The following is a 21,813-nucleotide window of genomic DNA, read 5'->3' as shown; positions in this document are numbered from 1 at the left end:
TCTGTAGCAATCGGACGCGATGTATCAATCCGCACCCTGCAGGCCGCCCGCGCGCATCTGTGAATCCCGCCCCGGATGCTACCCGAGCACTCCGCGCGACGACCTGTACCGTGCCGAGTGCTGAACTACGCCTTCTTAGTGGTTAGTCCGCTGCGGAACTCGACGACGTCGCCGTCGGCCATGACGTAGTCCTTGCCTTCCATGCGGACCTTGCCCGCGGCCTTGGCGGCCGCCATGGAGCCGGCCTCGACCAAGTCGGTGAAGGCGACGAGTTCGGCCTTGATGAAGCCGCGTTCGAAGTCGGTGTGGATGACGCCGGCGGCCTTGGGGGCCGTGTCGCCCTGGTGGATGGTCCAGGCCCGGGCTTCCTTGGGGCCTGCGGTGAGGTAGGTCTGCAGGCCGAGGGTGTGGAAGCCGGCGCGGGCCAGGGCGTGCAGGCCGGGTTCGGTCTGGCCGATGGACTCGAGCAGTTCGAGGGCGGACTCGTCGTCGAGTTCGAGGAGTTCGGCTTCGACCTTGGCGTCGAGGAAGACGGCGTCGGCGGGGGCCACGGCGGCCTTGAGTTCGGCGACCTTGGCCTCGTCGGTGAGCACCGATTCGTCGGCGTTGAAGACGTAGAGGAAGGGCTTGATGGTGAGCAGCGACAGTTCGCGCAGCAGCTCGCCGTCGACCTTCTTGCCCGCGGCGAACAGGGTGGTGCCCTCGTTGAGGAACTCCTGGGCGACCTTGGCGGCGTCGAGCAGCGGCTTGCGGTCCTTCTTGACCTTGGCTTCCTTCTCGAGGCGCGGGATGGCCTTCTCGAGGGTCTGCAGGTCGGCCAGGATCAGCTCGGTCTCGATGACCTCGATGTCGGCGGTGGGATCGACGCGACCGTCGACGTGCACCACGTCGTCGTCGGCGAACACGCGCACCACCTGGCAGATGGCGTCGGCCTCACGGATGTTGGCCAGGAACTTGTTGCCCAGGCCCGCGCCCTCGGAGGCACCCTTCACGATGCCGGCGATGTCGACGAAGGACACCACGGCGGGCACGGTCTTCTCGGAACCGAAGATCTCGGCCAGCTTGTCCAGGCGCGGGTCCGGCAGCGGGACCACGCCGACGTTGGGCTCGATGGTCGCGAACGGGTAGTTCGCGGCCAGCACGTCGTTCTTGGTCAGCGCGTTGAACAGCGTCGACTTTCCGACGTTGGGCAGGCCGACGATTCCGAGGGTGAGGCTCACGAGGAGCAGAGTCTACGCGGTGCGACCTGTCGCCGAACCACCGGAACCCGCCCCGCACGGGCGGGGCGGGCCGACAGCGATCACGGGACCAGGACGACCTTGCCCAGGTTGGCGCGCTGCTCGATGACGGCGTGCGCGGCGGCGGCGTCGTCGAGGGCGAACTCGGCGTGCACGACCGGGTGCAGCAGGCCGGAGGCGTAGAACTGCCAGACCTGCTGGCGCAGGTCCTCGTAGCGGGCGGGGTCGCGCTGGGCGAGGCGGCCGATCCGGAAACCGGACAGCGTCTTGCCGCCGGCCAGCAGGTCCTCGGTGTCGATGAGTCCGCCGCCGGTGCCGTAGGTGACGACCCGGCCGCCCTCGGCGAGCGCGCCGATCGCGGCGCCCAGACCGGTGCCGCCGACGCCGTCGAGGCCGAAGTCGGCCTGCTTGGCGGCCTGCAGCCGGTCGTAGGTGACGACCTCGTCCGCGCCGAGCCCGGCCACGAATTCGGCCTTGGCCTCGTCGGACACCGCCGCGACGACCCAGCCCGCGCCACGGACGCGGGCCAGCTGCACGGCGAGGTGGCCGACGCCACCGGCGGCGGCGGTGATCAGGGCGGTCTCGCCCTCCCGCGGCGCCGCGGTGTCGAGCGCGCCGAGCGCGACCAGACCGCTGCGCATCAGCGCGACGGCGTCGACCGCGGACGCGCCGTCGGGAATGGCCGAGGCCTGGTCGGCGGGGAGCACGACGTACTCGGCGTAGGCGTCGGCGCACAGACCGACGACGCGGTACCCCTCCGCGTAGTCGTCCACTCCGTCACCGACCGCGACGACCTCACCGGCCACCTCGGCCCGCAACTCCTGCGGACCGTTGATGCGCCGGATGGCCGAGAGGGTGACCCCGATGGCCTCGACCTTGACCAGCAGCTCACCGGGACCGGCCACCGGCACCTCGGCCGCGACGACCTCGAGCACCTCCGGACCACCGCTGCGCTCGTACCGAACTCGCCGCATGACACCTCCTGAGATTGGGCGAAGGCGCAACGGTAACCGGCTGAGTGCGCGTAACCACAGCTCACGGACCTGTGAGTGCTAAATCTCACCGCCGTGCGCACGGCACGGAGAGCACCTTCACAGCACGATTACCCCGCGACGGCGCAGCAGACGCGTGCGTCACGCCACACCGGCCGGATCGCCCGCCGCCCGAGCTCTTGCGCCGAGCACGCACTCTCGCGATCGCCATCCGCCCGCCGTACCTCGGGCCCACTGCGCCACACGAGTCCGCACCCTCGCGCCCCCGCTCCTCGGACCCACTGCGCGCCACCAAGCCCGTGCGCTCCCTGCCGTGGCGATCAGCGCGCCGCCCCACAGCCCTGGTCGCCGGCACCGCCCCCGGCGTAGCGTGACCGTATGGAGGCGACCACGGAGGTGGTGACCGCGACCCCCGCGCCGATATTGGCGGCATTCATCGACCGCTATATCGGCTACCGGCTCGCGGGATTCGAACCCGGCCTGCACCGGGGCCTGCCGTCACGGCACATGACCTTCATCGTCGCCATCGGCCCGACGATCGACGTGGTCGAGCACACCGACCCGCACCAGGCGCCGGGCAGCTACCGCTGTGTCCTGAGCGGCCTGCAAGCGAGCCCGGCGACCATCGCGCACACCGGTTTCCAGGAGGGCATCGCGATCGAACTGACCCCGCTGGGCAGCCGGGTCCTGTTCGGGATGCCGGCCAGTGAACTGTGGGACATCTCGATCGAATGCGCCGACGCCGGTGGCCCGTTGGGCGATCAGCTCGCCGATGCCGTGCAATCGCACGCGGATTGGCCGAGCCGCTTCGTCGCCTGCGACCGCGCGCTCACCGCCGCCGCCCGCACCGACACCCTCGCCGGTCCCGAATTGTCCTGGGCATGGCGCACTCTCGTCGGCACCGGCGGCACCTGCGAGATCACTCCGCTGGCCGAGCGGATCGGCTGGAGCCGTCAGCATCTGACCCGCAGGTTCACCGCCGAGTTCGGCGCGAGCCCGAAGCTGGCCGCGCGGATCATCCGGTTCGAGCGGGCGCGCCGGATGCTGGCGAATACGCCGTCGTATGTCTCCATCGCCCAGGTCGCCGCTGCCTGCGGCTACTACGACCAGGCGCACCTGAACCGCGACTTCGCCGAGCTGGCCGGCTGCGCCCCGACGACCTGGCTGGCCGAGGAGATTCCATCCGTCCAAGACCCGAACGCCCCCGCGGCGGGAGGCTGAACACATGGACACTTCAACCAATACCCAGACCACGGTCTGGCCCTGCCTCGCCTTCGACGACGCTCGCGCCATGATCGAATTCCTCACCACCGCCTTCGGTTTCGAAGAGGTCGCCGTCTACGCCAGGGACGACGACGCTTCCGTCGTCGAACACGGCGAACTGCGCTGGCCGGGCGGCGGCGGCATCATGTTCGGCTCCACCGGCCGCGACGACAGCCCCTTCGGCACCCGCCCGGCCGGCGTCGCCTCGCTCTACCTGGTCACCGACGAACCCGACGCACTGCACGCGCGGGCCACCGCGGCCGGCGCGCGCCTCATCCGCGACCTGCGCGACGAGGACTACGGCTCCCGCGGTTTCAGCGCCGCCGACCCGGAGGGCAACCTCTGGAGCTTCGGCACCTACCGGGGCGAGTAACCGCGCTCCCAGCCACGCACGCCCCGACCTCGAGGAGGGGCCCGCCGCGCAGCGGCGGGTCGCGGCCGTCCCGGGGCCGCGACCTCGAGCGCGCCAGCGCTCCATCCAACTCTGAACAAAATTTCATCTTGGCCGCGACGGTGGGTGATCCTGTCCGGCGCGCTGGGCCGATCGGCTACGTTGTCGATGTTTCACCCGAGGCTCTGCGCGTTATACCAGGAGAGTTGGCACATGGCGACCATCGAATATCTGCGGACCGACCCGGACTTGCCTCCGGTCGGTGTCGTCGATCGCACGCCGATCACGACCGCCAAGAAGGCCGTGTTCGCGGGGATCGCCGTGCTCGGCGCGATCGCGTGGGCGATTGTCGCGTTCGTACGCGGCGAGTCGGTCAACGCGGTGTGGATCGTCATCGCGGCGGTCTGTACCTACATCATCGCGTACCGGTTCTACGCGCGGTTCATCGAATGGAAGATCACCAAGCCGCGCGACGATGTCGCCACGCCCGCCGAGCTCTACGACAACGGCAAAGACTTCATGCCGATGGACCGGCGGGTGCTCTACGGTCACCATTTCGCCGCCATCGCGGGCGCCGGGCCGCTGGTCGGCCCGGTGCTCGCCGCGCAGATGGGTTACCTGCCCGGCACGATCTGGATCGTCGTCGGCGTGGTGTTCGCCGGCGCGGTGCAGGACTACCTGGTGCTGTGGGCCTCGACGCGCAGGCGCGGGCGCAGCCTCGGGCAGATGGCGCGCGACGAGCTGGGCGCGGTCGGTGGTGTCGCCGCGATCGTGGCGATCCTGGCCATCATGACGATCCTGCTCGCCGTGCTGGCGCTGGTCGTCGTCAACGCGCTCGGGGAGAGCCCGTGGGGCGTGTTCTCCATCGCGATGACCATCCCGATCGCCCTGTTCATGGGTGTGTACCTGCGGTATCTGCGGCCGGGCAAGGTCGGAGAGGTCTCCGCGATCGGCATCGTGCTGCTGCTGGCGGCGATCGTCGGCGGCGGCTGGGTGTCGGAGACCGAGTGGGGCGCCGACTGGTTCACGCTGTCGCGCACCACCATCGCCTGGTGCCTGATTGCCTACGGCTTCTTCGCCTCGGTGCTGCCGGTGTGGCTGCTGCTGGCCCCGCGCGACTATCTGTCGACGTTCATGAAGGTCGGCACCATCGTGCTGCTCGCGGCGGGCATCCTGATCACGATGCCGGTGCTGAAGGCGCCCGCGGTCTCCGAATTCGCGCACACCGGAACGGGTCCGGCGTTCGCAGGCAGCCTGTTCCCGTTCCTGTTCATCACCATCGCCTGTGGCGCGCTGTCGGGCTTCCACGCCCTGGTCTCCTCGGGCACCACGCCCAAGCTGCTGGCCAAGGAATCCAACGCCAGGATGATCGGCTACGGCGGCATGCTGATGGAGTCGTTCGTCGCGGTGATGGCGATCATCACGGCCTCGATCATCGATCAGCACCTGTACTTCGGCATGAACGCGCCGCTCGGTCTCACCGGCGGCACCCCGGAAAAGGCCGCGGCGTACACGAATACGCTCGGCCTGTCCGGCCCGCCGGCGACGCCGGAGCTGTTCGCCGACGCGGCCGCCGACGTGGGTGAGAAGTCGATCATCTCGCGCACCGGTGGCGCGCCGACGCTGGCGGTCGGCATCTCCGAGGTCTTCCACAAGTTCCTCGGCGGCGAATCGATGAAGGCCTTCTGGTACCACTTCGCGATCATGTTCGAGGCGCTGTTCATCCTCACCACGATCGACGCGGGCACCCGGGTCGCGCGGTTCCTGGTCTCGGACGCGCTCGGCAACTTCGGCGGCGGGTTCAGGAAGTTCCGTGATCCGTCGTGGCGGGTCGGCGCGTGGCTGTGCTCGCTGCTGGTCGTCGCGGGCTGGGGCAGTGTGCTGCTGATGGGCGTCAACGATCCGTTCGGCGGCATCAACGCGCTCTACCCGCTGTTCGGCATCGCCAACCAGCTGCTCGCCGCGATCGCCCTGACGGTGGTGCTGACCATCATCATCAAGCGCGGACTGCTGAAATGGGCCTGGATTCCCGGCGTTCCGCTGGTCTGGGATCTGCTCGTCACGATGACCGCGTCCTGGCAGAAGATCTTCTCCGCCGACCCCAAGCTCGGCTACTGGAAGCAGCACAGCCTGTGCCAGGCCGCCAAGGAGGCGGGCACGGGCTGCCTGACGGCGAAGACGCCCGAGCAGGTCGACATCGCCATCCGCAACACCTTCATCCAGGGCACGCTCTCGATCGTGTTCGCGGTGCTGGTGCTGATCGTCACCGTGGTCGGCGCGATCGTGTGTGCCAGGGCCGTTCGCTCGGGCACGGTGTCGAGCACCGAGTCCGAGGAGCAGCCGTCGAAGATCTTCGCGCCCAGCGGTTTCGTCTCGACCGCCGCGGAGAAGGACGTGCAGAAGGAGTGGGACGCGCTGATCGCCGAGGGCAAGGTGACCGCACCCGGATCGGCGCACGTGTCGTGAGTGTGTCGCGGGACGGGGACGGCCGGTTCACCGGATCGGCCGCCCCCCGCCCTGCGGCCACGGCGCCGCGCCCGACCGCGCGAGTGCTGCTGTCGCGGGTGTGGGCGGGCGCGCGCGGGGTCGCCCGGTGGTACAGCGCGATCAACGGCGGTCAGGACTACCAGCGCTACGTCGATCACCTGCGACGCGACCATCCCGGCTGCGCGGTCCCCAGCGAGCGCCAGTACTGGCGCGACCGCTATGCCGAGGCCGAGCGAAACCCCACCACCCGCTGCTGTTGAGGCCGCCGCGCGGCGCGCGAATTTCCGACCGCCGAGGCCCGGGGTAAGTGGCCGATTTCCGCTAGCAGCCCGTCCGGTCTGCGGGCATTGTGGAATCCGTGACGATCACGGCTTTGGACTTCGAGCGCTGCTACCGGGCGGTCTCGACCCGGGATTCCCGCTTCGACGGGCAGTTCTTCACCGCGGTGCGCACGACCGGCATCTACTGCAGACCCTCCTGCCCCGCGATCACGCCCAAGCGGGCCAATGTCTCGTTCCTCCCCACCGCCGCAGCGGCGCAGCAGGCCGGGTATCGCGCCTGCCGCCGGTGTCTACCCGACGCGGCGCCGGGCTCGCCGCTGTGGAATGTCCGGGCCGATCTGGCCGCGCGGGCGATGCGGCTGATCGGGGACGGGGTGATCGAGCGCGGCGGCGTTCCGGCACTCGCCTCGACCCTCGGCTATTCCCAGCGACAGCTCACCCGGGTGCTCACCACCGAGCTCGGCGCCGGCCCGCTGGCCCTGGCCAGGGCGCATCGCGCGCACACCGCCCGGCTGTTGATCCAGACCACCGAGATGCCGATGTCCGACATCGCCTTCGCGGCGGGGTTCGCCAGCATCCGCCAGTTCAACGACACCGTCCGCGAGGTGTTCGCGGTCAGCCCGACGGCCATGCGCGCCGAGTCGCGGCGCTCACCGCGTTCGGATGTGGTCGCGCCCGCCGCGCCAGGTTTGCTCACGCTGCGACTGCCGTACCGGGAGCCGATCGACACCGGGTGGCTGTCGTGGTTCCTGTCGGCGCACACCGTGCCCGGCATGGAACTGTGGGAAGACGGCGTCTACACGCGCGGCCTGCGAACTCCGCACGGGCACGCCACCATTCGGTTGTCGTTCCAGTCCGGGCACGTGCGCGCCGAACTGGCCCTGCGGGACATGCGCGATCTGGCGCCGACGGTGGCGCGGGTGCGACACCTGCTCGACCTGGACGCCGATCCGGAGGGCATCGACGAGGGTCTCGGCATCGCCGTCCCGCCCGCGAACACCGGACTGCGCGATGTCGCGACGGCGGTGCCCGGCGATCGGTTCGGTCCCGGCATTCGCGTGCCCGGTTGCCTCGACGGCCCGGAGTTGTTACTGCGCACCATGATCGGTCAGCAGATCTCGGTCCAAGCCGCGGCGACGCACACCGCGCGACTGGTCGCCGCGCTCGGCGAACGGATCGACGGCCCGGCCCCCCGGCTGTTCCCCACCCCCGAGGCGGTCGCCGAGCGCGGCGCGGACGTGCTGACCGGACCCGCCCGCCGGGTGGCGGCCATCGTGGCGGCCGCGCGGGCGATCGCCGACGGCGACCTGGTCCTGCACGCGGGCCGCACGGCGGCCGAGCTTCGCCGCGACCTGCTCGCGCTGGCCGGCGTCGGGCCGTGGACGGCCGACTACGTCACCATGCGCCTGCTCGCCGATCCCGACATCCTGCTCGGCACCGACCTGGTCGTGCGCCAGGGCGCGACCCTGGCCGGCCTCGATCTCGACCACACCACCCGCTGGGCGCCCTGGCGCTCCTACCTGTCCATGCACCTGTGGAAGACGGCGCTCGAACATCGCGGTGTGATCGCCGCGCCCCGCCGTACCCGACCCGTCAACGGAAGCGAAGCATCATGACCGACACCAGCATTCGACGCGCCGACGTCGCGACCGTCGCCACCCGCATCGGCCCGTTCACCGCCGTCGTCGATGCCGACGGCGCGGTGCTCGCCTCGGGCTGGACCGCTGATCCGGCCGAGCTGACCCGCGTCATCCACCCCACGTTGCGTCCCGCCGAGCTGCGACAGCGGGATTCGCTCGGCGCGGTCACCCGGGCGGTGACCGACTATCACGCGGGTGAGCTCACCGCGATCGATGCGATCCCCGTCCGGCAGCGCTCGGGCGAGTTCCTCACCCATGCGTGGGATGTCCTGCGCAAGGTGCCCGCTGGCGAGCCGATCACCTACACCGAGTACGCCGGGCTGTCCGGTCGACCGGACGCGACCAGGGCGGCCGCGAACGCCTGCGCGCGCAATGCGGCGGCGCTGTTCGTGCCGTGCCATCGGGTGCTGCGGATCGGTGGCGCGCTGGGCGGGTTCCGCTGGGGACTGGACGTCAAGCGGTGGTTGCTCGCGCACGAATCCTGAGGCGGGGGCGCACCGGGCCGAGCGCGCGGCCGGACGGACAGTGGGCGCGCACACCGAGTAGACCACTGGATTGCCGGGCTGGTGATGAATAAGGCCAGTACCTCGCAATTGGCTCTTTTGGGCGGTCCAGTTGGCCTGGATGCTGATACCCATGCTCACTCGTCGCCTGATCGCGCTCTACACCGGTCTGTGGTTGTACGGGACGTCGATGGCGGTGATGATCCGGGCCGGTCTCGGGCTCGATCCGTGGGACGTCTTCCACCAGGGTGTCGCCGCGCACGTGCCACTCAGTTTCGGTGCCGTCACCGCGGTGACGGGCGTCGTCGTGCTGCTCGCGTGGATTCCGCTCCGGCAGCGGCCCGGCCTCGGCACGGTCAGCAACGTGATCGTGATCGGGGTGTCGGTCGACGCCGGACTGTGGCTGATCCCCGCGGCCGACGCCCTGTGGACACGGGTGGCGGCGATGGTGCTCGCCGTGATCGTGAACGCCGCGGCGACCGTGCTCTACATCGGCGCGGGAATGGGTCCAGGTCCCCGCGATGGACTGATGACTGGACTGGTCGCCCGGACCGGGTGGCCGGTCTGGTCGGTCCGCACCGGCATCGAGGCGACGGTCTTGACCACCGGGTGGCTGCTCGGCGGCAGCGTCGGGATCGGCACGCTGGTCTACGCCTTCGGCATCGGGCCGCTGATCCAGCTGATGATCCCGTATGTCGACGGGTGGTTGCCGGGGTTCGCACCGAAGGCCGGTGGCCAGGTCCGGGCCGATCCGGTGCCCGAACCGACCGTCTGATCGGCGCGGGTCCGGGGCGGAGCCACCGCCGGATCAGCAGCTACCCAGGGTGAGCCGCGCTCCGGGCGTCAGGCAACAGTTGCTTGGAGGTGCGAGCCGGTCCGGCCGCGCACGACGTGCAGTCGGCTGGGAATGCGCTGGCGCATCTCGTCGACATGGCTGACCACGCCGACCACGCGACCGCCTGCCCGCAGTTCGTCCAGGACACCCATTACCGCGTCGAGGGTGTCGGCGTCGAGACTGCCGAAGCCCTCGTCGATGAACAGGGTGTCCAGGACCAGGCCGCCCGCCTCGGCAGCGACCACATCCGCCAATCCCAGCGCCAACGCCAGTGAGGCCATGAAGGTCTCACCACCGGAGAGCGTTTTCGCGGAGCGGACCGCGCCGGTGTAGTCGTCGCGGACGTCGAGGCCGAGACCACCGCGCCGGCCCCGCGGGCCCGCCTTGTCGGAGTGCACGAATTCGTACCGGCCGCCCGACATCCGGCGCAACCGCAGCGACCCCGCGACCGCGACCTCCTCGAGCCGCGCGGCGAGCACATAGGAGCGCAACGACATCCGGCGATTGTTCTCGCCCCGCCCCGCGACCACGTCGGCCAGCGTGGCCAGCTCGTCGAAATCGCGCTGCTTGGGCGCGATCCGCTCGACCTCGCCCCAGAGCTGAGTCCCCAGCTGTTCGAGCTGCGCGACCCGCTCGGCGGCCGCCGACTGGGCCGCCACCGCCGCGGTGAGCGCGGACTGGGCGTCGGCGAAGCGCTGCTCCAGCGCGGCCAGGTCGGCCGGGACCTGCTCGGCCACCGCCCGGATCTGCGGTTCGGCGAGGACGGCCTCGGCGTGAGCGCGGGCCCGGTCGGCCGCGGTGAGTTCGGCCTCGATCGCCGACTGCTGCGCCGCGGTGCGGGCGACGGCGGTGACGAGCTGGGCGTACGCCGTGAGCAGGGCGATGTCGTCGCGCTGCGGTGCGGGCTCGGGCGCGGGTTCGGGTTCGTCGTCGATCGGGTCGTCGTCGAAAAGGTCGAACAGGGTGGGCATCTCGGGCTCGACGCGCACCGGGCGCGCGGCTCGTTCGGGACGAGATCGCGGTTTGTCCGCGCTGTCGGCGGATTCGTCATCGGCCCGCACGTCGACGTCGCCCGACGACTCCCCCGCCCCGCCTCCACTGTCGGCCGGCGAAGATCCACCGCCGTCGACTGCACCGTTCGCGGGTGCCGGAGCCACCACACCGTCGTCGGATGCCAACTCTCGAGCATCATCGGCGGTCGACGACTTCGTCTCCGGCCCCACAGTGTCGAAGGCCGTCGAACTCGCACCGGAACCGTCGGCAGCCGGGGCACGCGCGGCTGTGGTGCCGCCGTCGCCGGTCGGGGCCGTGCCGGCGCCACCAGCAGTCGCAGCTGTGGCGCTGCTGTCAACAGTCCCCGCGGTGGCGGCGGCGTCAGCCGCCGCAGGTGTGACGCTGCCGTCGGCGGTCACAGCCGTGGCACTACCGTCACCGACTACGGCGGTGGCCGCGCCATCGGCCGTCGCGTCGTGCGGCACGGTGGCCGGCCCAGTGCCCGTCCGTTCGTCGCCCTCGGGCACGAAACCAGCTGCCTGGGCGAGGTTTTCGACGCGGGTGGCGATATGGCGGACGGCGTCGCGGGCGGTGGTCTCCTCGGCGCGGGCGGCGCGCAGGGCGGTGGCGGCCGCGATGAGGGATTCGAGGCGGGTGGTGCGGGCGTCGACCGAATCGTCGGCGCCCGCGGCGGTGCGCAGGCGGAGGGTGAGTTCGTCGAGGCGGGTGCGGGTGGCCGCGATCGTCGCGGTGACGGTGCCGAGGCGGGCGTCGAGGTCGCGGGACTGCTCGTGCAGGGCGGCTTCCTCGGCACGCAGGGTGTCGAGGCGCGCGGTGAGGGCGGTGACACGGGCGGCGCTGTCGGCGGCGTCGTCGAAGCGGTGGGTGGCGGTGCGGACGGCATCGGCCAGGGTGACCGGGTCGGCGTCGCCGCCACGGGCGATCAGCGCCTCGATCTCGCGTTCGATGACGCCGATGCGCTCGGCGATCCGGTCGCGCGCCGCCTCGGCCGCCTGCTCGGCGGCGGTGGCGGCGTCCTCGGCGTCCTTGGACACCGCGTCGTCGGTGGGGCGCGCGGGGTCGGGGTGCTCGGCGGAGCCGCACACCGCGCACGGCGCGCCTGCCGACAGCGCACCAGCGAGTTCGGCGGCCATGCCCGCCAAGCGGCGCGTGCGCAGATCGAGCACGCGCTCCCTGGCGTCGAGATGGGTCCGGCGCGCCGCGTCGAACTCGGTCTGTGCCCGGTCCAACGCCGGTCGCTGCTCGGCCAATTCGACGGCGGCCGCCGCGGACTCCTGCCACTTGCCGAGCTCGGTCCGCAGCCCGGGCAGCGCGGCGGCGGCATCGGTGGCCTCGCGCAACTGCTCCCCCGCCCCGGCGATCACGGCGGGCAGATCGGCACGGCGCCGGGCGAATTCGCCCGCGCGCTGGGTCAGCCGCGCGGCTTCGGTCTCGTGTTCGGTGAGATCGGCGGCGAGCTGACGAGCGATCTCGGCGTCGGCTCGGACTTCGCCGAGCACACCGAGCAGGGCGTTCCACTGACTGACCGCACCGTCGAGGTCACCCTCGACATCGCGCACACGGCCGAGATCGGCACGCCGCACACCACGTCGCCGGGTGCTCTCCAACGATCGACTGTCGGCGCCGGCAACGTCGTCCGGTCGCGTATCCGCGACGCCATCAGCGGAATTCGACCTCGCACCGGACTCCACGACAGGTGCGTCATCGGCGGCGTCGAAGACCACCGTCAGCAAGTCGAGTCCGGCGATATCCGCGGCCGCCTCGGCACCCAGCTGAACGGCGAGCTCACCGGCGACGGCCCGGGTCGACGCCTCCGCGCGACGCAGCGCGCGCACCGCCGAGCGCGCCTCGTCGATGGCGTGCACCACCGGCTCGGCCCGGCGCGCCTGTTCGAGTTCGCGCTCCAGTTCGCCCCGGCGCGCGGCGTCGGCGGCGTAGTCGGCCAGTTCCGCGCGGGCCGCCGCCATCCGGACGTGCAGCCCGGCCACGCGACGCTGCTCTTCGGCCTCGGCGCGCGCTTCGGTCGAGTCCTTCTGGCGGTGTTCGGCATTCGCGTTCGCCTCGGCCAGCTCGGTGCGCGCGGTGGCCAGCAGGTCCTGGGACCACGCCACCGCGTCGGGCAGCCCGACCGATTCCGCGCCGCCGTAGCCCGCCGCCATGCCGACCTTGGTGATCAGCCGATCGATGCCCTGCGTGCGCGCGGTGAGGTCGGCCTCCGCGGCCCGGCGCCGGTCCGCCAGCCAGGTCTCCGCGGTGCCGAATCGCTGCGTGTCGAAGAGCTTTTCGAGCAGCTTCTCCCGGTCCTCGTTCTCGGCGCGCAGGAACTTGGCGAAATCGCCCTGGGGCAACAGCACCACCTGGAAGAACTGGTCGGCGCTCATGCCGAGCAGGCGCACGACCTCGTCGCCGATATCGGTGAGCCGGGACAGATTCTCGCCGGACCCGTCGAGCCATTCCAGGGTGCCCTTGGCCTGCACCTCCGTGAACCGGGTGCTGTCGCGGCTGCTCGGCCGCTCGAACGCCGGGCTGCGGGTCAAGCGCAGGCGGCGACCGCCCAGGGTCGCGTCGAGGATCACCTTCGGCGGCGTCTGCGGGTCGGCGTGATCGGAATGCAGCCGCTTGCCCTCCCCGCGCGCGCCGGGCACCCGCCCGTACAGCGCGAAGGCGATCGCGTCGAGGATGCTGGTCTTGCCCGCGCCGGTGTGACCGTGCAGCAGAAACAGGCCGTCCGCGCCGAGCACATCGAAATCGACGACGGTGGACTCGGCGAAGGGACCGAACGCGACCATCTCCAGGCGATGCAGTCTCACGCGGCACCGCCGAGCACGCCGCCGGGCACCGAACTCACGCGGTCACGTCCATGGCGTCGAATTCGTCCGCGGCGCGCCGGGTCTCGGCCCGTCCGGCATCGGGTTCGCGCACGGCGGCGGCCAGCGCGCGCTCCACCCACCTCATCTCGCCTCCCGTCGGTTCCCCACGCACATCGGTCAGAAAACTCGCCGCGACTTCGACATCGCGGCGGCCGTGCACCCGCTCGCGGTAGTGCAGTTCCGGATTGCCCTCGGGGCGTACCCATTCCACGTGGACCGCGTGCGGAAACCGCTCGCGCAGCTTACGCATCGGGTCGACCGGGCGAGCGCTGTCGGTGAGCGTGGCGGAGACATAATGCGCTTCGGCGTCGGCGAATCCGGGCTCGGTGAGCAGCTCGTCGAGGGTGCCGGTGAGCTTGCTGAGCCCGCGCACCAGCGGCAGGTCGTGGCGGTGCACCGCGGCCAGGCCGTCGGCGTCGAGGTCGACGATCCAGACCGCCTTGCGATGGGAGTTCTCGGCGAAGGAGTACGGCAGCGGAGAACCGCTGTAGCGCACCGATTCCGAGAGGGTCTGCGGCGAATGCAGGTGGCCCAGCGCCACATAGTCGATGCCGTCGAACGCCGACATCGACACCGTCTCCACCCCACCGACCGAGATCGACCGCTCCGAACCCGTCGCCTCCCCGCCGACGACGAAGGCGTGCGCGAGCACGACGGTGCGCGTGCCGGGACGGCCGGCGAGATCGGCGCGGATGCGGCCCATCGCGGCGTCGAGGATCTCCGCGTGCGAGCGGGCCTGCGGCACACCGAGTTCGACGCGGGTGATCTCGGGCTCCAGATACGGGATCCCGTAGAACGCCACCTCGCCGTCGTCGTCAGCCAGCAGCACCGGCCGATCGGCATCGGCGACCCGGGTGCACAGATGCAGCCCGCCCGCCGCCGCGAAACTGGCGCCCGCGCCGAGCCGGGCGGGCGAATCGTGGTTGCCCGAGGTCGCGACGATCACCGCGCCCGCGGCCCGGATCGCCTCGAACCCCCGGTTGCAGACCGCGATCGCGTCGGCGTTGGGGATGGACCGGTCGTAGACGTCACCCGGCACGACGACCACGTCGACCGACTCCGCCGCGACCAGCTCCGCGATCGATGCCAGCACCGCCGCCTGGTCGGCTAGCAGGTCGACGCCGTGGAAGGTGCGCCCGATGTGCCAGTCGGAGGTGTGCAGGATCCGCATGCCGCGAAACTTAGGCCACACCCCCGACAGAATTCAATCGACGCACCCCACGGGCGTCGCGCACCGGCGCGTCACCACGCCCGGGTTGCTCGGTGATTGCGAGTTTGTCGGTGGCTTGCGGCACTATCGCCGCTATGACCGCCTCGATGCTCGTCGCGCTCGTCTTGGTATTCGCCGCCGGATTCGGTCTCGGCTGGTTGGGGCATTCCGCCCGGGGCGGGCAGCGTGCCGCCGCGGCGGAGGCCAGGCTCGCCGCGGCCGGGGACAATCAACGGTTGCTGCAGCAATCGCTGCACGCGGCGAACGAGGATGCGGCGCGCAGGCATTCGGCCGCGATCGGCGCGATGGTCGATCCGCTGCGGGATGCCGTCGACGCGCTCGAACAGCAGATCCGCCAGGTCGAGCACCACCGGATCGACGCGTACTCGGGGCTGCGCGAGCAGGTCGCCGGGATGCAGCGCACCTCGCACCGGCTCTCCGACCAGACCGGGCAGCTGGTCGCGGCGCTGCGCGCGCCGCAGATCCGCGGCCGCTGGGGGGAGATCCAGCTGGAGCGGGTCGTCGAGCTCGCGGGCATGACCAGGCACTGCGATTTCGACACCCAGGTGCACCGGGCGGGCGCCGACGACCGCGGCGGGGTGCGGCCGGACCTGGTGGTGCGGCTGGCGGGCGGCAGGCACATCGTCGTCGACGCGAAGGTCCCGTTCGCCGCCTACCTCGACGCGGCGACCACCGACGACCCCACGGCCCGCGACCAGCTGCTGGCCCGGCACGCCAAGCACCTGCGCGCCCACGTCGACCAGCTGGCCGACAAGGCGTACTGGGCGGCGTTCGATCCGGCGCCGGAGTTCGTCGTGCTGTTCGTGCCGGGCGATCCCTTCCTCGACGCCGCGCTCACCACCGACGCGGGGCTGCTGGAGTACGCGTTCGGGCGGAACGTGATCCTGGCAACCCCCACTACGCTCATCGCGCTGCTGCGGACGGTCGCGTTCAGTTGGCGGCAGGAAGCGCTGTCGCGCGATATGGCAACGGTGCAGCAATTGGGCAAGGAGCTCTACACCCGGGTCGGCAAGGTGGCCGATCACCTGGACAATCTCGGGGTGAATCTCGGTAAGGCAGTAGCGGCTTTCAACGCCACCGTCGGCTCGGTCGAGTCGCGGGTGATGGTCACCGCGCGCCGGATGCACGATCTCGGCATCGGCGATCAGGAGCTCCCGGCAATCCGGTTGACCGAGGCCAGACCGCGGGCCGTGGCGTTCGCCGACGCCGAGGATCGCCGCTGAGATCCCCGTGCCGCAGCGCCTGACGGCGCGTTGTGCGGTTAGTGTCATAGTGTGGCTGCTTCCCAACGTGCGCGACCCCGGGTGCCCGCGCCGCAACGTTCGATCCTGCCCTCGGTGCCCGGCATCCCCGCCTGGGCCGCGATTCTGCTTGCCGCGGGCATGACGATGTTCGGGTTCGTGATCGACGCGATCGGCGGCGAGACCTACCCGACGGGCACCTTCTCGGCGCTGTATGTGCTCGGCTGTGTGCTGGCGGTGTGCGCCGTGCGGTTCCGCGGGCTGTTCTCCACCATGGTCATGCCGCCGCTGCTGCTGTTCGTCGCGGTGCCGGTGGCCTGTCAGCTGCTGGGTGGGCGCGCCACCACCTCCATCAAAGACGTGCTGATGAACCTGATCATCCCGCTGGTGGAGCGGTTCCCGACGATGATGCTGGCCACCGTGCTGGTGCTGGCCGTCGGCGGCGCGCGGATCGCGATCGCCAAGCGCACCCCCGCCACCGCCCAGCCACTGTCCGCCGAGCGCCGGACCGAACGCAAGGCCGAGCGCAAGCCGGCCAAGCGCCGCCGCCCCGAGACCGCGGGCGACACCGGCCGCCAGCGCGCCCGCCGCGCCACCGCCGTCCTGGACGACCCGGCCACCGAGGTCGACCTGGCCAGCCCGGCCCGCCGCGCCCCCCGCCCGGCCGAGCCCAAGCGCGCGCCCGCCGCGTCCCGGACCAGGGAACCCCGCGGCGGCCGCAACGCCGCCCCGCGCGAGGCCGAACCCGCGCGCACCCCCCGACGCAGGCCCGACCCGCAGCCGCACCCCCAGCCCACGGTGCGCTACCGCGATCGCGCCGACACCGGCCGCACCGAACGGCGCAGGCCCGACAACGTGTGAGTAGAAAGGAATCCCCCGCCGCGACCACGCGACGGGGGATTCCTTTTGTCTATCGGTCCTCGGGTCAGTCCTGGGTCGCGGCGTCGCGACGCGACGCGCGCAGCTCACGCGGCAGCGCGAACACCAGGGTCTCGTTGGCCGTGGTCACCGGCTGCACCTCGCCGAAGCCGTGCTCGGCCAGCAGATCGAGGACACCGGTCACCAGAATCTCCGGGACCGACGCGCCCGAGGTGATGCCGATCGTGCGCACACCCTCGAGCCAGGCGAGGTCGACCTCGCGGGCGTAGTCGACCAGGTACGCGGCCCGCGCGCCGGCGCCGAGGGCGACCTCGACCAGCCGCACCGAGTTGGAGGAGTTGCGCGAGCCGACCACGATCACCAGATCGCATTCGGGCGCCATCGCCTTCACCGCGGTCTGCCGGTTGGAGGTGGCGTAGCAGATGTCGTCGCTGGGCGGATCCTGCAGCGTCGGGAAGCGTTCGCGCAGCCGCTGGACCGTCTCCATGGTCTCGTCGACCGACAGCGTGGTCTGCGAGAGCCAGATCACCTTCGACGGATCACGCACGGTGACCTTGTCCACCGAGTCGGGACCGTCGACCAGCTGCACGTGCTCGGGTGCCTCGCCCGCGGTGCCCTCGACCTCCTCGTGGCCTTCGTGGCCGATCAGCAGGATGTCGTAGTCGTCGCGGGCGAAGCGCTTGGCCTCCTGGTGCACCTTGGTGACCAGCGGGCAGGTGGCGTCGATGGTCCGCAGGTTCCGCTCGGCGGCGGTCTCGTGCACGATCGGCGCGACACCGTGGGCGGAGAACACGACCAGCGCGCCCTCGGGCACCTCGTCGGTCTCGTCGACGAAGACGACGCCGCGCTCACGTAGCGTCTCCACCACGTGCCGGTTGTGCACGATCTCCTTGCGTACGTAGATCGGCGCGCCGTGCTTTTCCAGCGCCTTCTCCACGGTCTCGACGGCGCGGTCGACGCCTGCGCAGTAGCCGCGCGGCTCGGCCAGCAGCACGCGCTTGCCACCGGCAGCGGACGCGCCCGCGGAGCGCGTGATACCGACGTTCAAGGGAATTGCCGAGGTCATAGTCCACAGCTTACGTGCGCCGCGCGGGCGGGATCAGGGCGGATGGAGGGGCGAAAGTCACATCAGGGCGGTCTGGACCTTTGCATCACAGGCGGTTTGCGGCAGGCTGGGACCATGTTCCGTCCTCCGTACCTGGCCCGGGTCGCCGCCGGTGCCGCTGTCTACGCCTTAGAAGAGACCCGGCGGCTGCCCGTCGCCGCGGTCAACTTCCCGATCACCGCGCTGAGCCGCGTGCTGCAGACCACCATGCACGTGCAGCAGTTCGTCACCAGCCTCGCGCTCAAGGGCGACGGCCTGTTCGAACGTCTGGGTTCGGCCCCGCAGGAGCAGCCCGCGTGGGCCACCTTCGACGAGGACGTCGCGCCCGAGCCGACCGTGGCCACCAACGGCCACGCCAGCCGCTTCGATCTGTTCGCCGAGGAGCTCCCGGCCGAGCAGGCCAACGGCAAGGTCACGCCCGCGTCGCTGCTGGTGCTCGAGTCCGAGGAGCCCGCCGAGGAGCCCGCGGCCGAGCCGGAGCCCGCGGAGGTGCAGGCCCCCGAGGTCGCCATCCGCTACGACTACCCGGCGATGACGCTGGCCCAGCTGCGCGCCCGGCTGCGCATGCTGACCGTCGAGGAACTGGCCCAGCTGCTGGCGTTCGAGCAGCAGACCCGCGCCCGCGCCCCGTTCGTCACCATGCTGACCAACCGGATCGCGACGGTCCAGGCCCAGTAGCCGCTCCCGCCTCCGCAGCGACCGCAATCCGCGCCGACGCGCCGGTTGCGGTCGCTTTTGTTTGTGTCGGTAGCGCCGCGTATACCTGACGTATGACTGAGGACGGCTCCGGCGCTTCCGCTCCGGCGGGCTCCGCCGAGGGCGCACCGGGCAGTTCGGCCGACCAGCCCTGGCCGGTGCGCTCGATCGCGGTGAAGGTCGCCCAGTGGATCGACCGGCTCGGCAGCGTGTGGGTGGAGGGCCAGGTCACCCAGATCAGCCTGCGCCCCGGCACCCGGACAGCGTTCCTGGTGCTGCGCGACACCTCGGCGGATATGTCGCTGTCGGTGACGTGTGATCCGGAGTTGTTGCGGCGCAGTCCCGTTCCGCTCACCGAGGGCAGCCGGGTGGTGGTCTACGGCAAGCTGCAGTTCTTCACCGGGCGGGGCACGCTGTCGCTGCGGGTCACCGAGATCCGGCCGGTCGGCATCGGCGAACTGCTCGCCCGGATCGAGCGACTCAAGGCGCTGCTGTCGGCCGAGGGGCTCTTCGATCCCCGACTCAAGCGGCCGTTGCCGTTTCTGCCCGGCACCGTCGGGCTGATCACCGGGCGCGCGAGCGCGGCCGAGCGCGATGTGCTGACCGTCGCCCAGACCCGCTGGCCCGCAGTGCGATTCGTCGTGAAGAACACGGCGGTGCAGGGGCCGACGGCGGTACCGCAGATGCTGGAGGCGCTGGCCGCCCTGGATCGCGATCCGGCCGTCGACGTGATCGTGCTCGCCCGCGGCGGTGGCAGCACCGAGGACCTGCTGCCGTTCTCCGACGAGGCGCTGTGCCGGGCCATCGCGGCCGCGAAGACCCCGATCGTGAGCGCGATCGGGCACGAACCCGACGCTCCGCTGAGCGATCTCGTCGCCGACGTGCGCGCCGCGACCCCGACCGACGCCGCCAAGCGGATCGTCCCCGACGCCGCCGCCGAACTCGCCGGTGTGCGCGAGATGCGGGCCCGCTCGGCCGCCGCGCTGCGCGGCTGGGTGCAACGCGAGACCCACATCATCGCCCAGTTGCGTTCGCGGCCGGTGCTCGCCGATCCCCTGCGCGAGCTGCGGCACCGCCACGACGAGGTGGAGCGGCTGCGGGTCGCGGCCCGGCGCACCGTCGAGCAGACGCTGCGCACCGAGTCGACCGCCACCGCGCACCTGCGCGAGAAGCTCACCGCCGTCGGCCCGGCCGCGACGCTGGCCCGTGGCTACGCTGTCGTGCAACGCGTCGCCGGACCGGAACGTCACGTGGTTCGCGCGATCGAGGACGCCCCCGCGGGCAGCCAGCTCCGCATCCGCGTCGCCGACGGCGCGGTCACCGCCGCCGCGCTCGGCACCCAGCGCCTGACACCCGCCACCGACGACAAGGGGAAATGATCGTGCCCGACGCCGGAACCGAGCCCACCGACACCCTCGCCGAGATCGCCGCCTTCGGCTACGAACGCGCCCGAGACGAACTCGTCAACGTGGTCAAGATGCTCGAGCAGGGCGGTCTCGATCTCGACGACTCACTCGCCCTCTGGGAGCGCGGCGAGGCCCTGGCCACCCGCTGCGAACAGCACCTGGCCGGCGCCCGCAAGCGCGTCGAAGACGCCATCTCGCACGCCGACGACGCGAGCGAGTAGCCGGGCAACGCCGCCTTTACGGCGACGAAACACGGTGCGGGCACCCTGGTGCGCACGTCTCGACAGCACTGGGAGGCACCGCGATGTCACGCACCGAAGCGCTGGCCCGACTGCGCACCGAACTCGGCGCGGTCGACCATTCCGTCGACACGCGCAGGCTGCGCACCAAGAGCCGGGACCGGTTCGCCCAGAGCCCGGTCCTGCGGGATCTGCTGCGCGGGCGCAATGCCGAGATCTTCATCGCCCCGCGCACCAAGGAGGAACTGCGCGTCGCCGTCGCGGCGTGCGCGCGGCATCGGGTCCCGATCACGGTGCGCGGCGCGGGATCGGGCCAGTTCGGTCAGGGCGTGCCGCTGTCCGGCGGCGCGGTGATCGATGTGACCGCCATCGCCGGTGTCGTCGGCTGGCACGGTGACCGGGCCAGGCAGCCACCCCGCAGCGTGCGCGCGCTGACAGGCACCGTCGTCGCCGACATCGACGCGACGATCCGCCCATCCGGCTGGGAGCTGCGCATGCACCCGTCGACCGCCCAGCAGGCCACGATCGGCGGCTACATCGCCGGCGGCCACGCGGGTGTCGGCAGCTGCCAGTGGGGCATCCTGCGCGACGCGGGCAATATCACCGCGCTCGAGGTGATGACGGTGGAGGAACAGCCTCGACTGGTCGAGCTGCGTGGCCGCGAGGTCAACACCGTGCACCACGCCTACGGCGCCAACGGCATCATCACCGAGGTCGAACTTCCCGTCGCGCCCGCCTGGGAATGGCACGAGCTGGTGATCTCGTTCCCGGAATTCGAGCAGGCCGCCCGGTTCTCGGTCGACCTGGGCACCAGCGACGGCGTGCTCAAGAAGGTCGTCTCCCCGCACGCGCACCCGCTCCCGCAGTACTTCCCCGGCCTGGCCGGGCTGGTCCCCGACGGCGCGGCGATGGTGCTGGTGCTGGCCGCGGTGCAGTCGGTGCCGAACGTGGAGGATCTGGTGCACGCGTGCGGCGGGCAGATCCGCTACCGCTGCCTCGAGGGCAAGGGCGTCTACGGCGTGCCGCTCTACGAGTTCACCTGGGGCCATTCGATGCTGCACTACCAGCGCCGCAACCCGAAGCTCACCGGGTTGATGGCGCTGTTCCCGCCCGCGGACCTCTACGAATCGATCGTGCGGGTGCACCGCGAGTTCGCCGACCTCGGACCGCTGCACGTGGAGATGAAGCGGATCGACGGCGGCCTGTCCTGCCAGGGCTCGCCGGTGTTCGAGTACGAGAGCCGGGCGCAACTCGCCGCGATCACCGAGCGGTTGCAACGGGCCGGGCTCTCGATCGCCAACCCGCACACGCCGGTGCTCGGCGCGGGCGGCATGAAGCCGTGGGGACCGCGGGAGATCGCGACCAAACGCGCCTTCGACCCGCACGGCCTGCTCGCCCAGGGCAAGGTCGACGACGTGCTCGCCACCGATGTCATCACGACCTCGACGGCCCTGCCCACCTCCGGCTGGACCTATCGGCTCAGCGACACCTCCCGCCGCTGA

General features: G+C 71.3%; 18 protein-coding genes. 13 read left to right on the top strand and 5 right to left on the bottom strand.

Features of this window, described 5'->3' with window-relative positions; genetic code table 11:
* Positions 1 to 125: 125 nt before the first annotated feature.
* Together ychF and ACIO52_RS04505 are read right to left on the bottom strand one after the other, a co-directional pair.
* A complete protein-coding gene (gene ychF / locus ACIO52_RS04510; protein WP_402641619.1) occupies positions 126 to 1,220 on the bottom strand; it encodes a redox-regulated ATPase YchF in 1,095 nt (364 codons plus the stop codon).
* 80 nt (positions 1,221 to 1,300) lie between these two features.
* Entirely contained in the window at positions 1,301 to 2,212 is a 912-nt protein-coding gene (locus ACIO52_RS04505) for a zinc-binding alcohol dehydrogenase family protein (protein ID WP_218719837.1), read from the bottom strand.
* A 396-nt stretch (positions 2,213 to 2,608) separates the two neighbouring features.
* On the opposite strand from ACIO52_RS04505, the gene ACIO52_RS04500 reads away from it, so the two are divergent.
* The 7 genes from ACIO52_RS04500 to ACIO52_RS04470 all read left to right on the top strand — a co-directional run bounded on the left by ACIO52_RS04500 (position 2,609) and on the right by ACIO52_RS04470 (position 9,570).
* Entirely contained in the window at positions 2,609 to 3,451 is an 843-nt protein-coding gene (locus tag ACIO52_RS04500; protein ID WP_316575988.1) for a helix-turn-helix domain-containing protein, read from the top strand.
* Positions 3,452 to 3,455: 4 nt separating this feature from the next.
* Positions 3,456 to 3,866: a VOC family protein gene (locus tag ACIO52_RS04495; RefSeq protein ID WP_316575989.1), complete on the top strand. Its 411-nt coding sequence runs from the start codon at positions 3,456 to 3,458 to the stop codon at positions 3,864 to 3,866.
* A 231-nt stretch (positions 3,867 to 4,097) separates the two neighbouring features.
* Positions 4,098 to 6,350: a carbon starvation CstA family protein gene (locus ACIO52_RS04490; RefSeq protein ID WP_402641614.1), complete on the top strand. Its 2,253-nt coding sequence runs from the start codon at positions 4,098 to 4,100 to the stop codon at positions 6,348 to 6,350.
* Between the two features lie 98 nt (positions 6,351 to 6,448).
* Positions 6,449 to 6,631, top strand: a complete 183-nt coding sequence (locus tag ACIO52_RS04485) for a YbdD/YjiX family protein (RefSeq protein WP_402642158.1) — start codon at positions 6,449 to 6,451, stop codon at positions 6,629 to 6,631.
* A gap of 89 nt (positions 6,632 to 6,720) precedes the next feature.
* On the top strand, positions 6,721 to 8,268 hold the full coding sequence (locus tag ACIO52_RS04480; protein ID WP_402641612.1) for an Ada metal-binding domain-containing protein: 1,548 nt from the start codon (positions 6,721 to 6,723) through the stop codon (positions 8,266 to 8,268).
* Positions 8,265 to 8,777 carry a methylated-DNA--[protein]-cysteine S-methyltransferase gene (locus tag ACIO52_RS04475; RefSeq protein WP_402641610.1) on the top strand — a complete coding sequence of 171 codons (513 nt, stop codon included), beginning with the start codon at positions 8,265 to 8,267 and terminating at the stop codon, positions 8,775 to 8,777. Before ACIO52_RS04480 ends, ACIO52_RS04475 begins: the two co-directional genes overlap by 4 nt.
* Positions 8,778 to 8,928: 151 nt before the next feature.
* On the top strand, positions 8,929 to 9,570 hold the full coding sequence (locus tag ACIO52_RS04470) for a YitT family protein (protein ID WP_402641608.1): 642 nt from the start codon (positions 8,929 to 8,931) through the stop codon (positions 9,568 to 9,570).
* A 68-nt stretch (positions 9,571 to 9,638) separates the two neighbouring features.
* Here ACIO52_RS04470 and ACIO52_RS04465 read toward each other — a convergent pair whose 3' ends face one another.
* Positions 9,639 to 13,454, bottom strand: a complete 3,816-nt coding sequence (locus ACIO52_RS04465; RefSeq protein WP_402641605.1) for an AAA family ATPase — start codon at positions 13,452 to 13,454, stop codon at positions 9,639 to 9,641.
* 34 nt (positions 13,455 to 13,488) lie between these two features.
* The gene (locus tag ACIO52_RS04460; protein WP_342802210.1) at positions 13,489 to 14,685 is read right to left on the bottom strand and encodes an exonuclease SbcCD subunit D; all 1,197 of its coding nucleotides are present in this window, start codon (positions 14,683 to 14,685) and stop codon (positions 13,489 to 13,491) included.
* Positions 14,686 to 14,819: 134 nt separating this feature from the next.
* On the opposite strand from ACIO52_RS04460, the gene ACIO52_RS04455 reads away from it, so the two are divergent.
* Positions 14,820 to 15,968, top strand: a complete 1,149-nt coding sequence (locus ACIO52_RS04455) for a DNA recombination protein RmuC (RefSeq protein ID WP_342802209.1) — start codon at positions 14,820 to 14,822, stop codon at positions 15,966 to 15,968.
* Between the two features lie 51 nt (positions 15,969 to 16,019).
* A complete protein-coding gene (locus ACIO52_RS04450) occupies positions 16,020 to 16,847 on the top strand; it encodes a DUF6542 domain-containing protein (RefSeq protein WP_402641601.1) in 828 nt (275 codons plus the stop codon).
* 64 nt (positions 16,848 to 16,911) lie between these two features.
* Here ACIO52_RS04450 and ACIO52_RS04445 read toward each other — a convergent pair whose 3' ends face one another.
* Positions 16,912 to 17,931, bottom strand: a complete 1,020-nt coding sequence (locus ACIO52_RS04445; RefSeq protein WP_402641598.1) for a 4-hydroxy-3-methylbut-2-enyl diphosphate reductase — start codon at positions 17,929 to 17,931, stop codon at positions 16,912 to 16,914.
* 114 nt (positions 17,932 to 18,045) lie between these two features.
* Between ACIO52_RS04445 and ACIO52_RS04440 the strand changes: the two genes are divergently transcribed.
* The 4 genes from ACIO52_RS04440 (at position 18,046) to ACIO52_RS04425 (ending at position 21,813) form a co-directional block, all read left to right on the top strand.
* Positions 18,046 to 18,648 carry a lipid droplet-associated protein gene (locus ACIO52_RS04440; RefSeq protein ID WP_218719571.1) on the top strand — a complete coding sequence of 201 codons (603 nt, stop codon included), beginning with the start codon at positions 18,046 to 18,048 and terminating at the stop codon, positions 18,646 to 18,648.
* A 92-nt stretch (positions 18,649 to 18,740) separates the two neighbouring features.
* Entirely contained in the window at positions 18,741 to 20,045 is a 1,305-nt protein-coding gene (gene xseA, locus ACIO52_RS04435; RefSeq protein WP_316575998.1) for an exodeoxyribonuclease VII large subunit, read from the top strand.
* Positions 20,042 to 20,293 (top strand): exodeoxyribonuclease VII small subunit, encoded by a 252-nt coding sequence (locus ACIO52_RS04430; RefSeq protein WP_218719569.1) that lies wholly within the window; start codon positions 20,042 to 20,044, stop codon positions 20,291 to 20,293. The genes xseA and ACIO52_RS04430 overlap by 4 nt, the downstream gene beginning before the upstream one ends.
* Before the next feature lie 83 nt (positions 20,294 to 20,376).
* The gene (locus ACIO52_RS04425; protein ID WP_218719568.1) at positions 20,377 to 21,813 is read left to right on the top strand and encodes an FAD-binding oxidoreductase; all 1,437 of its coding nucleotides are present in this window, start codon (positions 20,377 to 20,379) and stop codon (positions 21,811 to 21,813) included.

It is taken from the genome of Nocardia sp. NPDC087230, from assembly GCF_044744725.1.
GTDB classification, from domain to species: domain Bacteria; phylum Actinomycetota; class Actinomycetes; order Mycobacteriales; family Mycobacteriaceae; genus Nocardia; species Nocardia canadensis.
Note: the sequence above shows the minus strand (reverse complement) of the source record. Positions and strands in the feature narration are given on the sequence as shown.

Bases quoted from the DNA above. Each gene is read 5' to 3' on its own strand.
- ACIO52_RS04475 (WP_402641610.1), top strand. From the start codon at position 8,265: ATGACCGACACCAGCATTCGACGCGCCGACGTCGCGACCGTCGCCACC.
- xseA (WP_316575998.1), top strand. From the start codon at position 18,741: ATGACTGAGGACGGCTCCGGCGCTTCCGCTCCGGCGGGCTCCGCCGAG.
- ACIO52_RS04505 (WP_218719837.1), bottom strand. From the start codon at position 2,212: ATGCGGCGAGTTCGGTACGAGCGCAGCGGTGGTCCGGAGGTGCTCGAG.
- ACIO52_RS04445 (WP_402641598.1), bottom strand. From the start codon at position 17,931: ATGACCTCGGCAATTCCCTTGAACGTCGGTATCACGCGCTCCGCGGGC.
- ACIO52_RS04455 (WP_342802209.1), top strand. From the start codon at position 14,820: ATGACCGCCTCGATGCTCGTCGCGCTCGTCTTGGTATTCGCCGCCGGA.
- ACIO52_RS04425 (WP_218719568.1), top strand. From the start codon at position 20,377: ATGTCACGCACCGAAGCGCTGGCCCGACTGCGCACCGAACTCGGCGCG.
- ACIO52_RS04500 (WP_316575988.1), top strand. From the start codon at position 2,609: ATGGAGGCGACCACGGAGGTGGTGACCGCGACCCCCGCGCCGATATTG.
- ACIO52_RS04495 (WP_316575989.1), top strand. From the start codon at position 3,456: ATGGACACTTCAACCAATACCCAGACCACGGTCTGGCCCTGCCTCGCC.
- ACIO52_RS04430 (WP_218719569.1), top strand. From the start codon at position 20,042: ATGATCGTGCCCGACGCCGGAACCGAGCCCACCGACACCCTCGCCGAG.
- ACIO52_RS04440 (WP_218719571.1), top strand. From the start codon at position 18,046: ATGTTCCGTCCTCCGTACCTGGCCCGGGTCGCCGCCGGTGCCGCTGTC.
- ACIO52_RS04460 (WP_342802210.1), bottom strand. From the start codon at position 14,685: ATGCGGATCCTGCACACCTCCGACTGGCACATCGGGCGCACCTTCCAC.
- ACIO52_RS04490 (WP_402641614.1), top strand. From the start codon at position 4,098: ATGGCGACCATCGAATATCTGCGGACCGACCCGGACTTGCCTCCGGTC.
- ACIO52_RS04470 (WP_402641608.1), top strand. From the start codon at position 8,929: ATGCTCACTCGTCGCCTGATCGCGCTCTACACCGGTCTGTGGTTGTAC.